This is a genomic window from Paraliomyxa miuraensis (assembly GCF_026337845.1).
Lineage (GTDB): Bacteria > Myxococcota_A > Polyangia > Nannocystales > Nannocystaceae > Paraliomyxa > Paraliomyxa miuraensis.
Genome location: NZ_JAOVZF010000160.1, coordinates 481,735 through 494,987, shown reverse-complemented (window position 1 = coordinate 494,987; position 13,253 = coordinate 481,735). Strand labels below are relative to the sequence as shown.

The 13,253-nt window shown below is 69.5% G+C and carries 10 protein-coding genes; 4 read left to right on the top strand and 6 right to left on the bottom strand.

Features of this window, described 5'->3' with window-relative positions; genetic code table 11:
* Positions 1 to 90: 90 nt before the first annotated feature.
* The 3 genes from OEB96_RS35320 to OEB96_RS35310 are packed head-to-tail and all read left to right on the top strand — an operon-like array spanning position 91 to position 3,640.
* A complete protein-coding gene (locus OEB96_RS35320) occupies positions 91 to 1,293 on the top strand; it encodes an FHA domain-containing serine/threonine-protein kinase (RefSeq protein ID WP_266221261.1) in 1,203 nt (400 codons plus the stop codon).
* An 18-nt stretch (positions 1,294 to 1,311) separates the two neighbouring features.
* Positions 1,312 to 3,201 carry a cytochrome c3 family protein gene (locus tag OEB96_RS35315; protein WP_266221260.1) on the top strand — a complete coding sequence of 630 codons (1,890 nt, stop codon included), beginning with the start codon at positions 1,312 to 1,314 and terminating at the stop codon, positions 3,199 to 3,201.
* 13 nt (positions 3,202 to 3,214) lie between these two features.
* Positions 3,215 to 3,640: a hypothetical protein gene (locus OEB96_RS35310; protein WP_266221259.1), complete on the top strand. Its 426-nt coding sequence runs from the start codon at positions 3,215 to 3,217 to the stop codon at positions 3,638 to 3,640.
* Between the two features lie 19 nt (positions 3,641 to 3,659).
* Here the strand turns inward: OEB96_RS35310 and OEB96_RS35305 are convergent, their stop codons facing one another.
* Positions 3,660 to 5,252, bottom strand: a complete 1,593-nt coding sequence (locus tag OEB96_RS35305; protein ID WP_266221258.1) for a phospholipase D-like domain-containing protein — start codon at positions 5,250 to 5,252, stop codon at positions 3,660 to 3,662.
* 151 nt (positions 5,253 to 5,403) lie between these two features.
* Between OEB96_RS35305 and OEB96_RS35300 the strand changes: the two genes are divergently transcribed.
* A complete protein-coding gene (locus OEB96_RS35300; RefSeq protein ID WP_266221257.1) occupies positions 5,404 to 6,495 on the top strand; it encodes a hypothetical protein in 1,092 nt (363 codons plus the stop codon).
* Between the two features lie 35 nt (positions 6,496 to 6,530).
* Here OEB96_RS35300 and fliW read toward each other — a convergent pair whose 3' ends face one another.
* The 5 genes from fliW to OEB96_RS35275 form a co-directional block, all read right to left on the bottom strand.
* Positions 6,531 to 6,917 (bottom strand): flagellar assembly protein FliW, encoded by a 387-nt coding sequence (fliW, locus tag OEB96_RS35295; protein WP_266221256.1) that lies wholly within the window; start codon positions 6,915 to 6,917, stop codon positions 6,531 to 6,533.
* Positions 6,914 to 7,141, bottom strand: a complete 228-nt coding sequence (locus tag OEB96_RS35290) for a carbon storage regulator (RefSeq protein WP_266221255.1) — start codon at positions 7,139 to 7,141, stop codon at positions 6,914 to 6,916. The genes fliW and OEB96_RS35290 overlap by 4 nt, the downstream gene beginning before the upstream one ends.
* Positions 7,142 to 7,389: 248 nt before the next feature.
* The gene (locus tag OEB96_RS35285) at positions 7,390 to 8,997 is read right to left on the bottom strand and encodes a sigma-54-dependent transcriptional regulator (RefSeq protein ID WP_266221254.1); all 1,608 of its coding nucleotides are present in this window, start codon (positions 8,995 to 8,997) and stop codon (positions 7,390 to 7,392) included.
* 174 nt (positions 8,998 to 9,171) lie between these two features.
* Positions 9,172 to 10,782 carry a peptidase MA family metallohydrolase gene (locus OEB96_RS35280; RefSeq protein WP_266221253.1) on the bottom strand — a complete coding sequence of 537 codons (1,611 nt, stop codon included), beginning with the start codon at positions 10,780 to 10,782 and terminating at the stop codon, positions 9,172 to 9,174.
* Positions 10,779 to 13,088: a coiled-coil domain-containing protein gene (locus OEB96_RS35275; RefSeq protein WP_266221252.1), complete on the bottom strand. Its 2,310-nt coding sequence runs from the start codon at positions 13,086 to 13,088 to the stop codon at positions 10,779 to 10,781. Before OEB96_RS35275 ends, OEB96_RS35280 begins: the two co-directional genes overlap by 4 nt.
* Positions 13,089 to 13,253 lie beyond the last annotated feature (165 nt).

Genomic DNA, 13,253 nt, shown 5'->3' with positions numbered 1-13,253 from the left:
TGCTCAGATTCTTGCGCGACTTCGCACACCCGCGTCAGTTTCAGGTCGAATGCGCGCTGAGGTCGCTTCCTTGGTAAGCTCTCCCACACGGTGAAGGCCTGCCCCCATCGTCGGATCCGTCCCCTTGGAGAAGGGGCAGTCGGTGACGTCCATCTGTGCGTCGATGTGTATCGACGTCGGCTGGTGGTGGTGAAGTGGTTGCGCGCCGAGGTCCACGAGGGGAGCGAGGCGGCCAAGCGCTTCGAGCACGAGGCCAGTCGCATGGCCGGCCGGAGCTTCGACGGCGTCATCAAGGTCGAGGACTACGGATCGGACGAGTTCGGGCGCACCTGGATGGCGATGGAGTTCGTCGACGGCATGCCGCCGAACAGCGTCATCCTTCGTCCGGGAGACACCTGGGGGGTGCATCGCCTGCTCGAGGGCGTGGGGCGCAGCCTCGACGAGCTGCACGGGCTCGGCGTGGTGCACCGCGACCTCAAACCCGACAACATCATCCTTCGCGGCGTGGCCCACGGCTGGGATCCGGTGATCATCGATCTCGGGATTGCCAAGTGGCTGGCGCACGAGGTGGCCACTGCCACTGGATCGGTGTTCGGCACGCCCCACTACATGAGCCCCGAGCAGTTCAAGGACACCAAGAGCGTGGGTCCGGCCACCGATCGCTACGCCCTGGCGGTGATCGGATTCGAATTGCTCAGCCAGGAGCTCCCCTACGACGGCAGCACGCTGCCCGAGCTGCTGCACCAGCACATGGAATCCAGCGTGCCCTCGCTGCGGATCCGGGCGACGGACGAGCACGGGATCGAGCGCCTGCGACCGGTGCCCACCCTCGACGCGTTCATGCAGGTGGCGATGGCCAAGGCGCCCAGCGGCCGCTACGGCAGCGGCGCGGAGATGGCCGAGGCGTTTCGCAAGGCCGCCATGGCCGACGGCCTGTGGTCTGCACCCGCCACGCCGGCGCCGCTGTTCGAGCCGCTCGAGCGACCGATCCTGGAGATGCGGCCGCCGCGGGGGCCGGTGCAGCGCTTCGACATACGCGAGGGGCCCGTGGTGATGGGAAGACACGAGGCCTGCCAGCTCGTGCTGACCTCGCCCCGTCTCAGTCGCCTGCACGCATGCATCTACCCGCACCGCGGGCGCGTGTGGGTGGCCGATCTCAACAGTCAGAACGGCACCCGCTATCAGGACAAGCAGCTCGGCAACTCCACCTCGATGCCCGTGCGCACCGATGGCAAGCCCTCCACGGTGACGCTCTACGATCAGGTCGTCGAGGTCGTGGCGCTTCGCCCCTGATGCCTCGGAGAGGTCGCCATGGCGATCGGCCCGGGGCAGACGTCAACGACCCTGACACCGGGGGGAACCCGGCGGGCGAGCCTCGTGTTGTTCGGCCCGGCGATCGCGTGGACCTTGCTGTGCGCCGCCGGGATCGGGGCGACGATGCTCGACGACGACGCGTGGTCGGCCGTGGATCGCAGTCGAAGCGTGGCGGTGGGCTCGGCGCGCTGCCAGACCTGTCATCCGCGCGAGCACGAGGCTTGGTTTCGCAGCTACCACCGGACCATGACTCAAGCCGCGGGCACCCAAGCCGCGGAAACCCAGCCCATCGTGCTCGCTCCATTCGCGGGCGAGCACCTCGATGCGCTGGGCTTTCGCGCCATCATGACCGGCGGGCCCCAGCGTCCGCACGTTCGCGTGGAGCGGCTGCAGCCCGAGCCGGGACAGGACCCCTTGGTGCTCGATGCCGACGTGGAGCTGACGGTGGGTAGCCACCGCTATCAGCAATACGTGGCCCGGATCGATCGCGGAGGCGGCCCGGGTGAGCGCTGGCGGCTGCCGGTCGCGTGGCACGTGGAGCTCTCGCGGTGGATCCACATCAACGGTGCCTTCCTCACTCCCGAGGGCGCCTGGGGCGACGAGGCGGACTACCTGCGCCACCTGTCGCGATGGAACGACAACTGCATCTTCTGCCACAACACCGAGCCCGTGCCCGGGCTCGACCCGCAGGGGCAGTGGAACAGCGAGGTGGCCGAGCTCGGAATCGGATGCGAAGCGTGCCACGGACCCGCCTCGGCGCACGTGGAGCGCCACGCGTGGCCGCTGCGGCGCGTGCTGGCCGGGCTCGCCCCGCACCAGGACGGCAGCGTGGCTCACCCGGGACGGCTGTCGGCCGGGCTCTCGGCCGACGTGTGCGGACGGTGCCATGGCAATCGGATCGCGGCCGACCTCGCCGACGTGCTCGCGCACGGCGATGGCTTCCTGCCCGGGCGTCCGCTGTCCGAGGTCTCGCGGCCGATCCTTCGTGATGCCACGCTCGGCGATCCGCCACAGCGTCCCTTCGAGGCGCGGTTCTGGCCCGATGGTACGCCGCGGCTCTCGGCCTACGAGTATCAAGCGCTGCTGTCCTCACCCTGCCACCAGGACGGCGCGGGCCTCTCCTGCGGCGATTGCCACACCATGCACGGGCCCGAGCCTTCCATGCAGCTATGGCCCGAGCACGACACCTCGGCCGTGTGCGGGCGCTGCCACGAGGCGGCCACGCTCTCCGACGCCGCGGCACCAGGCGGGCACGGACGACACGGGGCCATCGTCGGCTGCGAGGGCTGTCACCTGCCGCGGGTGACCTACGGTCTGCTCGAAGGGATGATGAGCCACCGTCCCACGCGTCCGCGCCCGCAGGTGCTGCTGGATCGCGACGACCAGCCCGATGCATGCACCCAGTGCCACGTGGATCGCAGCCGGGCCTGGGCTGCCGGCGCGCTCGAGGCCTGGCGCGATGGCGCGCCGCTCCCTGCGCCAGAGCCCGGCGAGATCTCGCGCGTGGCGCTCGACCTCCATGGCGGCGATCCGATCCAGCGGGCACTCGCCGCAGCCGCGCTCACGCGATCCGAGGCACCGGCCGATCCCCGCACGCGCATGGCGTGGCTGGTCGATGCCCTCGAGGACGACTACCCGGCCGTGCGCTGGTTCGGCTATCGCGGCCTGCGTCGGGTGGCTCGCCAGAGCCTCCCCGATGACGCACCGGCCGCTTCGGTGCTCGAGGCCCTCGACGTCTCCAATGCCATGGAGGATCCGGGCCTTCGCGCCATGATGGTCGACCAGCTTCGTGCGATCCTGGGTCCGGGTCCCCTGGCGGCGCAGCCCGAGCTCGAGCAGCGCCTGCACGAGCGCCGTGACGATCGTGCGATCTGGATCGGAGAGTGAGGCCTTCGTCGTCATGACCGCCGCCCGCCACCTGCGCCTGTCGCTGGCCATCGTCGCGCTGTTCCTCGCCATGGGGGTGGGGCTCGAGGCGATGCTGGGCCTGCGCGTACGAGCATGGTTCGACGATCCGCTGCGGCGCGAGCTCTTGCGGCTTGGTCATGCCCATGGTGCCCTGCTCGGTCTGGTCAACGTGGCGCTCGGGTGGGCCATGGAGCGGCTGTCGACCCCGCCCCCCTGGGCCACGCGGATCCGGCTCGCCGCGCTGCTCGGGGCGGTCGCGGTGGGCCTGGGCTTCGTGGGCGGAGGGCTGTGGCATGCGCCCACCGATCCGGGCCCGCTGGTGCTCTTGGTCCCCGCGGGAGCGCTGCTCATGGTGTCGTCGCTCGTTGCGGTGGTGCTGCTGCCGCCTCGCGATGCCGAGCCCGGCCCGAAGTCGTAGCGCCCGCTCGGGGATGACGTCACAGCAGGGGCGACAGCACCCGCGCCGTGCTCTCGGTCAGCCGTACGGGCAGCGTCAGCCTGGCTCGCGAGGCTCGCGTCACCTCGCGCGCGCGCCCCAGGTCCTCCTGGAACAGCGCGGCCAGCTCGGCGGTGAGCGCCGAGTCGTAGAACATCCCCGTGACCTCGTAGTTGATGTGAAAGCTGCGCACGTCCATGTTCGCCGAGCCGATTGCACACAGCTCGTCGACGATGAGGTACTTCGAGTGCATCATGCTCGGCTGGTACTCGAAGATGCGGCCTCCAGCGGCGAGCACGTCGTCGTAGTAGCTGCGCGCCGCCCAGGCCACCAGCCGGACGTCGTTGTTGTGGGGCGCGGGCACGAGGATTCGCAGGTCGATCCCCTTGAGCGCCGCCACGCGCAAGATGAACAGCAGCGGCTCGTCCGGCACGAAGTACGGCGTGGCCAGCCATACCCGCGACGTGGCCCCCGCGATCGCGGCCGACAGCTGCGCTGCGATCACCGAGACCAGCGGAAGGTCGGGCCCGCTGGGGATGATCTGCAAGAGCGGCCCGGCGGAGGTCACCGGCAGGTCCGGCCGGGGGGCGAACGGGCTGATGGCCATCGCGCGGGCGCGTGCCGCCTGGGCACGGCGTCGCTGCCACGGACGATCCGTGGGCAGCGGTCGCCGCGGATCGAAGCGTCGAGGGATCGTCGTGCGCTCGCCCTGCAGATCGAGGACCTCGCCCGTGCTCGCCAGCCAGTCCTCGAGGAAGATCGCCTCGAGCCCCACGACCGCATCGCCGCGAAGGTCGACGGCGAGGTCGCGCCAGCCCAGGCCCTTGCCCTGGGGGTCGAGGTACTCGTCGCCCACGTTCAGGCCGCCCAGGAACCCGCGCTGGCCGTCGACCGTCATCAGCTTGCGATGGTTGCGGAAGTCCACGCGCAGCCATGAAAGGCGCAAGGGGATCCGCAAGCGACCGAACACCGCGACCTGGCCCCCCGCCTCGCGCAGCGCATCGAAGTGCGTTCGCGGCAGGCCCAGGCTGCCCAGGTGGTCGTAGAGCACGCGTACCTTCACCCCGGCGGCCGCGCGCTCGGCGAGCATCTGGGTGATCCGTCGCCCCGCCCGGTCGTCGCGCCAGATGTAGAACTCGCAGTGGATCGTGCGCTGGGCTCCGGTGATCGCATCGGCGAAGGCGTCGAAGGCCGTATCGGGGCGGGGCAGCAGGGTGACCGACTCGCTGCGTCGCAGCGGGGCCGCCGCGCTCTGCAGGGCCAGGCGCACCAGCCCCTGCGCCGATCCCAGTCCATCCGCGGGGAGTTCCTCGAGGTTGGCCACGTCGCGCGTGTCGTCCACCGGATTGATCGGGCGCCGCAGACGTCGACGGATCCGGCGTCGCACCCGCTGCGTGAGCACCAGGTAGACGACCAGCCCCGCAACCGGCAGGAACACCAGCGCCAGGACCAGCGCCAGCGTGGCCGTGGGACGCCGTCGCTCGAGGATGACGAGCGTCGTGACCGCGAGCGCATACACGCCGAAGGCGAGCTCGATGGCCCAGCGGGGTACATCCAGGGCCAGAGGAAGCAGCGAAGCCGCGCTCGATAGCATGAGCCGATCGAGCCCGGCATACCCCACAAGCGGTAGCCCCGCTACCCGGCGGGGCGCTTGGGTCCGGAAACCCCTGAATTCGGGGAGTCGCGAAGCCCCCATCGGGCCCCGAGGCCGCCGCCGAACCGGGTTTTTGCTATCGTTCGCTGCCGTGCTGTCGCTACCCCTGGTCTTGTACGAAGCGGAGTGTCACTCCGTGGACGAGGTGGTGATCCAGCCCGGGCATCCCGTGACGTTCCACGGGGAGCAAGGGGCGCTGGTGCTCGGCGACGATCTCGACGAGGGCACGATCTCCGATGCGCTCTCGGTCGTGCTCGCGCCGGAGCAACAGGCCGAGCTCGCCGTGGCCGGCGTCGTCGAATTCTACGTCGAGGGACACGCCGAGTGGAGCTTGGTCGCCGAGAACGCGGTCGATGGCGTCATCATCCGCGGTCGCGTTCGCGACGGCGCCACGCCCGACCACCGGGGCGTGCCGCTCGACCTGCCGCCCATGCGGCACTTCGACCCCGAGCAGAGCATGGAGATCCCCCGCGCCGCGGTGTCCGTGCTGCAGCAGAGCGCCACCCGCTCCACCCGGTGGGACGTCGGCCTGGCCGGGGCCGTGCTCGATGAGATGCCGCCCGGCGATGGCGACGACCCCGCGGCTGGTCCTGATCGGCCGACCAACCGTCTCGTGCGGGTCCAGGAGCCGAGCCCCGGGTCGGGCCCAGCGATCGAGGACGACGCCATCGACTTCGCCCTCGTGAGCGGCCCGCAGGACCAGCTACCCGAGCTCGATCCCAGCGCTTCGGCCACGATGCCGCGGCTCGTGTCCGGCACGCGTCCCACCATGCGAGGCGACGACACCCTCGCTCACCACATCGATGCGCTCGAGCCCGGGACCGTCGTCTATCTCGCGGGCACCGGGGTGGGTGAGCGACTGCTGCAGCACCTCGACGAAGGCTACGAGGTCGTCGACATCGACACCTGGGACGAGGTCACCACGCGTCCCTTCCAGGACATGCCGGCCGGGCGGGGCTATCTGGTGCGGCTCGAGGATCCCAGCCGCTGTCTTGCGTGGCTCTTGCGTCGCCTCGAGGAGGGCGCCCGCATCGTGGTGGAGACGCGCGCACGAACAGCGGCCGGCGCCCGCCGCACGCTGCTCGGGGTCGAGGCCACCCCGCACGTCGTCATGTGGCTCGATGCGCACCCGCAGCGATGGCTCCGCCCCGACGGGCGTACCTGGGTGCTCGAACGGATCTAGAGCGGACGCTCGGTCCGGATGTCTGGCCCGGACGATCAGCCGGGCAAAGGAGCGTCTTCACTCCAGCGCGGATCGTGGAGGACGATCTGGGCCGCCTTGCGGCTGCGCAGTCCCACCACGACCGGCGCGAGGAGGTTGGCGGTGGCCGCGGCCGGGCGTTGGGGCACCGTGCACAGGGCCAGCGCCAGCAAGGGCTCGTCGTCGTCGAGGTGCAAGAACGCCAGGTTGCGGCGGAGCTGATCGATCGGATAGTCCCGGCGCAGGCTCAGCACGTCGATCGCCAGCAGCTCGATCGAAGGCCCGGTGGTGGAGCGCAGCCAGGCATACGCCGAGCCAGGCGAACGCGCTCGGAGCTCGAAGCTCACGCCCGTCGTCAGGCCGGGAAGCCCCAGGGGAATCTGGATGATGAGGGATTCGCTCACAGGCCAGGCTCGGGGAGCTCCGCGGCGCGGTTCCGGTCTAGGGTGGTCTGCGCCCGGAGGTTGGCCGTGGCGAGGTCTTCGTAGAGCTCCTCGCGAAATACCGGCAAACCATCAGGTGCAGTGATCCCAAGGCGCACTTGCCGACCACGGATTTCGCGGACGACCACCTCGATGCCGTTGCCGATCAGGATCTTCTGCCCGATCTTCCGTGTCAGGGTCAGCACGTCGAAACCTCTGGTTCGGCCATGTTTTCGACCGTTTGGACCTCCCGCGCAACCCCAACGCGACGACGGGTCTCACGGGAATTCGCGTCCCCTCAGTATACCGTCCGTCCGGCCCGTTGCGAGTCGATGGACTCGGTGCAGGACGCGTGTCCATGCCTACAGTCCTGGCAAGGGGTGGTCGGTGGCCCCTTGCCGCCTGCGAGCGGTCGGACGTGAAGCAAGAGGGCCCAAAGGGCCTCCTTGCCGACCTAGCGCTGTCGCTTCCGGAGCTTTTCCACCAGCGTGGTACGGTTCATCCCAAGCAGCATCGAGGCCTGGTTCTTGTTTCCGCCCGTGCGGGCCAACGCCTGGTCGATGAGGCTCATCTCGAACGCCTGGACCGCCTTGCGCAGGTCGATGCCCTCGTTCGGCAGTACGAAGTCCTCCGGCGCCAGCACGGGCGCAGGGTCGCGGGGGGGCGGCGACGTATTGGCCGCGGTGGGCACTTCCGCCACCACGGGGGTCGGCGTTGGAGGTGCCGCGGACGCAGCCGGTCCCGCGGGCGGTGGAGCGCGGATTTCGACCACCGGGCTGGAGGGAGGGGCGGCTGGAACCACCGAGAATGGAGTCGAGCGGCCCGAGAGCGACTGGATCTTCGGGGGAAGATCTCCCAGGTCGAGCATGCCACCGCCTTGATGCAGCAAGGTCATGCGCTCGACCGTGTTCTGGAGCTCGCGTACGTTGCCCGGCCACTCGTAGCGCGTCATCAGCTCGAGCGCCGGCGGCGACAGGGTCGGCGTGGGCTGGCTGGTGCGGGTGCCGAGCATGCCCAGGAAGTGCTGGGCCAGCCGCGGAACGTCCTCGATGCGCTCGCGCAGGGCGGGCAGGTGGATGGGGATGAGGTTCAGCCGGTAGAACAGGTCCTCGCGAAACGTGCCCTCGCGCGTCATCTGCTCGAGGTTCTTGTTGGTGGCCGCGATGATCCGAACGTCGCACTTGCGCGGTCGAGTCTCGCCCACGGGCACGTACTCCTGCTCCTGCAGCACGCGTAGGAACTTCACCTGGACCGCGAGGGACATCTCGCCGATCTCGTCGAGGAACAGGGTGCCCCCGTCCGCGACGGCGAAGCGGCCCTCGCGAGCCGACGTGGCCCCGGAGAACGCCCCCTTGGCGTGCCCGAACAGCTCGCTCTCGATCAGCGTCTCGGGAATCGCTCCGCAGTTGACGGGGACGAACGGCTTGCCCTTGCGTCCCGATGTGTTGTGGATGGCGCGCGCCACCAGCTCCTTGCCGGTGCCGCTCTCGCCGAGCACCAGCACCGTGCAGTCCGTGTTGGCGATGCGCTCGATCACCAGGAACACGTCGAGCAGGCGAGGGTGCTCGCCGATCAGATCGGGCGCATGGGTGTCGCGCCACGCCAGCCGCGGGTCTTGCCTCGTTCCGTCACCGGGTGCGAGGCTGCCCAGGACACGACGCACCAAGCCCGTGAGCTGCTCGAGTTCGAATGGCTTGACCAGGAAGTCGGTGGCGCCCAGGCGGATCGCATCGACCGCATGCGAGATCGTGCCCTCGGCCGACATCATGATGCAGTTGGCAGCCATGCCGCGGGCGCGGGCTCGCTTGAGCACCTCCATGCCGTCGAGGTCGTCCATGCGCAGATCGAGCAGGACCAGATCGAACGGGGTCGCGGCCATGCGTTCGAGCGCCTCGTTGCCTCCGCTCGCTCCCTGGCAGCGACAGCCCAGGACCCCGAGGTAGTTCGTCAGCAGGTTGCGATGCGCGTCGTGATCGTCGACGATCAGCACCGAGCGTCCTTCGAGCAGGGGATCGGGGACGTTGCGACGCGGAGCACCCACGGGGATCAGTGTATTGGCCACGGGTGGGGCTCGGTCAAATCGGATGGCCCGAATCGGAGCGCTCCCGCACGAAAAGCAGCGCAGGGCCAGGTCGGAGCCCGGTAGGCGCCGGAGTCGGAGGTCGAGTCGGACGCAGGGCCCGATGCGTGCTCACGGTGACCAAGCCTTGCACCGTGCCCGCCGTCACCGCGCCGATCACTCGCGGCAGTGGCTGGCCTCGTGCGCGCGTCGCTCTTCCGTTGGGGCGATCTCCGCCAAGTCGCAGTGGATCGAAGGGATGAACGGGTTGTTCCGCACCGCTCGCCCCAGCGCCTCGGCGGCTCCGGCCGTGTCACCACTGCGGAGGAGCGCTCGTCCCAGCGCCGCGGCCAGGTTCGCGTCCTCGGGCTCGGCTTGGCCCGCGATCTGCAGCAGCGGCACTGCCTCCTCCCAGCGCTCGAGCTCCACGTAGAGCTTGCCGAGCCGACGCGAGAGTACCGGATCCTGTCGCGCCCGGCGGTCGGCGTCGCGTGCCTTCTCGTACTGCATCGCGGCCGCTTCGTGGTGCCCGCGCCCCTGCAGGAGCCCCCCGAGGCGGGCGTGCTGCCGTGCCTTGCCGCCTCCGAGGTGCGAGAACACGTCGCCCAACGGCTCGTCCGCGGCCTCGCCATCCTCGCCGTCCTTGAACTCTGGCCCGCGCAGCGGGCCCTCCTTCGCCTTGGTGGTCTTGCGCCGCGTGGTTGCCTTCCACTCCTCCATGAACGCGTCGAAGTCGTCGCCCCATGCGGTGGCCAGCGCCGTCTTGGCATCGTCGCCCATCGCGACCCGGTCCAGCAGCGTCTCGAGCCCCGCCCGGCCGCGCTGCTCGAGCAGCATCCCCAGCATCGTCTCCACCTCGGCGTACGCCAGCGCGGCTCGCTCCTGGCTGGGGAGCATGGCCACCGATGGGTACATCTCCTCCAGCGTGACCAGATCGTCGCGAACGATCGCCTGGTGCAGGTGATACGCCACCCCCGGGGGCAACGGCGGCGGCTTGCGGAGCCTCCATCGCGTCTCGAGCAGCTTGGCCAGGCCCTCCTGCAGCCACACCGGTGCTTGGTTGCTCGTGCGCATCGTCAGCAGGTAGTGCACGTACTCGTGCACCGCCGTGTCGATCCAGCCGTAGCCGTACACCATCACCCGCGGTGTGATCATCATGATGCGGCGGTACTTGGTCACCCCCACCGTGCCCGTCGTACGGATGTTCTCGGTCGACAGCGGCGTGAGCATGGCGAGCTTCAGCGGATCGTCGAGCAACTCGAAGCGCACCGGGTGCGTGGGCAAGACCCCCAGGTCCGCACCCAACGCCTCGCGCGCGCTCGCCATGGCATCGAACAGGTACGGGGCCAGCAGCGCGTCCTTGGGATCGACGAACACGGCCTCCACGTAGCCGTCGGGGCTGGTCACCGTCACGCTGCCCTCGAGCGCTCGCTGGGATCCGCGCGCCAGTGCAAGGTAGTGATGGGCCTCCTCGTCCTCGCTGCTGCCCTCGCCGAGCTCGCCCGACGCGAGCGCGGCCGCCAGTAGCGCCTCTGCCTCGGCGTAGCGCCCCGCGAACACGTACAGCACCCCTTGCTTGACATCCCGAGTCGGGCCGACATCCGCTGCGTCGATCGAGGCCTGCGCCGCGTCGAGATCCCAGCTCGCCAGCGCCGTCTCGGCGGCCTCCAGATGAGGATCGCCGCCCCCTGCCTCCGCCTGCGGACCGGGCAACGCGCTCAGGAGCACCAGACCCAACATCAGGCCACGGGCGAGTCGGCGTCCGGGCCACCGGCGAAATCCACTCATCGCAGCAGCTCCTCGTAGTAGCGTTGCACGGGCTCGTCGTAGCCCGCTGGGGGATCCTCGCGCATCGCTTCCATCAGTGCGTCGCGAAGCGAACGATCTCGCTCTGCCTCGGTCGACGCATCGCCGCTCGCCGAGGGCGGCGGCGGCGGCGACCCGCGACGAAGGCTGTCGATCGCTTCCTGCAGACCCTGCCAGGCGGCTGACTCGGGGTCGATCGCCTGTCCCGGCTGGCGCCGGCCGAGCTGCTGGGCACCGCGTTCCATGCCCCGGTCCGCGCGCCGCATGGCCTTGTGCCCCGGGGCGGGGAGCTGGTCGGCCACCGGGTCGTCGAGGAGATCCTGGGCTTGCTTGCGCAGGCCCATCTGGCGCTCGGTCAGCTGCACCAACTCCTCCACGTCGTCGGGCGACAGCACCTCGCTCGGGGCAGGAAGCCCACGCCCGAGCCGATCACTCAGGCGTTCGCTCTGCTCGCGGGCGCGTCGCACCGCCTTGCCTTCTCGCTCGCTCGCTTCGGCTCCCTCGGATGCTCGCATCAGCGCTCGCGCTGCCTCCTCGGCGGCCTCCACCAGCTCGAGCGCCGACGCGCGCTCGGCCGTGCTCAGGCGCTCGAGTCGTTCGAGCGCGTCCTTCGCATCATCGAGGCCGCGACGCGCATCGCGGCCCAATCGCGCATCGTTGATCTGCTCGAGGGTCTCGCGGAGCGCCTTGGCTTCGGCACCTGCCGCCTCCTGTTCGCTCGCGTCGGCTTGCTGCTCGCCCACCGCTTCGCGCCACCGCTCGTGCAGCTTGCGGGTCTGACTTCGAAGGTTGGTCTGATCGTCTTGCAATCGCGACAGCTCGCGCAGGAGCCTCATGCGGGCGCGTTCTTCCGGGGACAGCTCCGCCGCCTGCTCCTCCTCGCCCAGCCGTTGCTGTACCTGGTCGCGCAGGCCTTGTAGCTCCCCGAGCTCGCCTCGTGCCTGCTGGAGCGCCTGCGCAACGTCACCGCGCCGCAGCATCTCCGACAGCTGACCCTCCTGTTGCAGCCGCTCGAGCACGGCAAATGCGTCGAGGTTCATGAACTCCTCCTCGACCTCCTTGCGGAGCATGGCCCGTGCCTCCGAGATCCTGCGGAGATCCTCACGGCGGCGCTGCTCGAGCTGCTCGAGCTGAGCCCGGACCGATTCGTCGCCCGCCTGGAGCTGCTCGAGCAACTCGACGAGCTTGCGCTGGGTTGCCTCGAGACGCGCGATCAAGCCTTCGAGGCGCTCGATGATCTGGCCGTCCACGAGGTCATCGATGCGAATGATCTCGTCCTCGAGTTGGGAGATCTCCTCCCGGTTGTGGTCGCGCAGGAGCTCGAGGGTTGCCGAGACGTCATCGGGGACGCGGTGCTCGGACTTCGGTGGCATCTTGGCATGGAGTTCGAGCTCGGCACGATGCAAGGACGCAAGGCGTCCGTGGATCTCCGTGAGCGTGGCGATGTCACGCTCACGTGCGAGGGTATCCATCGACAGCACATCGATCGCCTCAGCGAGGCGGGCGAGCAGTTGGCTGCTGCGGTGGAGGACGTCGCGGGACAGGGCTGCCCGCACTGCGAGCGGAGGGGGAGAGGGGCTCTTGGTCGTTCGGCCGGCGGGCCGCGGAAACGCGCGGGTGGTCATGCGCGCCGCCAGCAAGTCCACTGCGAGATCGCGGATGTCACGGAGCTTGACGATGTTGGTGGCGTGCTCTGCTTCGTCGTCGCGAATCATGAGCCGCTGCGTCGCCGATCGGCTCAGCTTCCCCGGCGGATCCGGTAGCGGAACCAGGCCGAGACCCGGATCGTTGTCGCGGACCTCGATCCAGTAGAGGACCTCGCTACGTTCGGAGACCGGGATCTGGGAGATGTCCCAGTCGTAGCTGCGTCGTAGGCGACGCTGCTCATCCAAGGGCATGGGGATGGTCAGGCGATGCGACGTACCGTCGGGAAGCTGGTACACCAGCGCCGCCGAGTGCAGACCGAAGTCGTCGCGTGCCAGGAAGCGGATGTCCACGCGGTCGGTCTCCCGGACCTCGCGCTGGCCGTCGGGCAGTGGCAAGAGCTCGATTTCCGGAGCGCGGTCTGGCTCCTCTTGCAAGGGCAGGGGAGCGGAGCGTCGGCCCGCTTCATCCATCGTATCGTCGTCATCGTCGAGCAGCACGATGGTCCAAGCTCCAGTTGCACGGACGGTGAAGGTACCGGTCCATCCGAGCCCCGCATCGTCGGTCGCATCGAGTGATATGACCTCGGGCGGTCGCGCCGTCGACAGATCCGAAGAGTCATAGTTGACGACGATGCGAGCCACGGCAGCGGGATTACGAGCATCCATCTCGACGCGGATCTCGGTACCGGCCGGGACGCGCAGCGCTCCACTGGGATTGGGTACGTCGCGGCTCGGCCTTTGGGTGTGGGGCGGGTACTCGAGCCGAAGTCGAAGGCTCGACCACGCTGGCTCCGGGCGCGTAGGTGG

What these genes read in the sequence shown, in the direction of transcription:
- OEB96_RS35315 (WP_266221260.1), top strand. Translation starts at nt 1,312, where the DNA reads ATGGCGATCGGCCCGGGGCAGACGTCAACGACCCTGACACCGGGGGGA.
- OEB96_RS35310 (WP_266221259.1), top strand. Translation starts at nt 3,215, where the DNA reads ATGACCGCCGCCCGCCACCTGCGCCTGTCGCTGGCCATCGTCGCGCTG.
- OEB96_RS35305 (WP_266221258.1), bottom strand. Translation starts at nt 5,252, where the DNA reads ATGCTATCGAGCGCGGCTTCGCTGCTTCCTCTGGCCCTGGATGTACCC.
- OEB96_RS35280 (WP_266221253.1), bottom strand. Translation starts at nt 10,782, where the DNA reads ATGAGTGGATTTCGCCGGTGGCCCGGACGCCGACTCGCCCGTGGCCTG.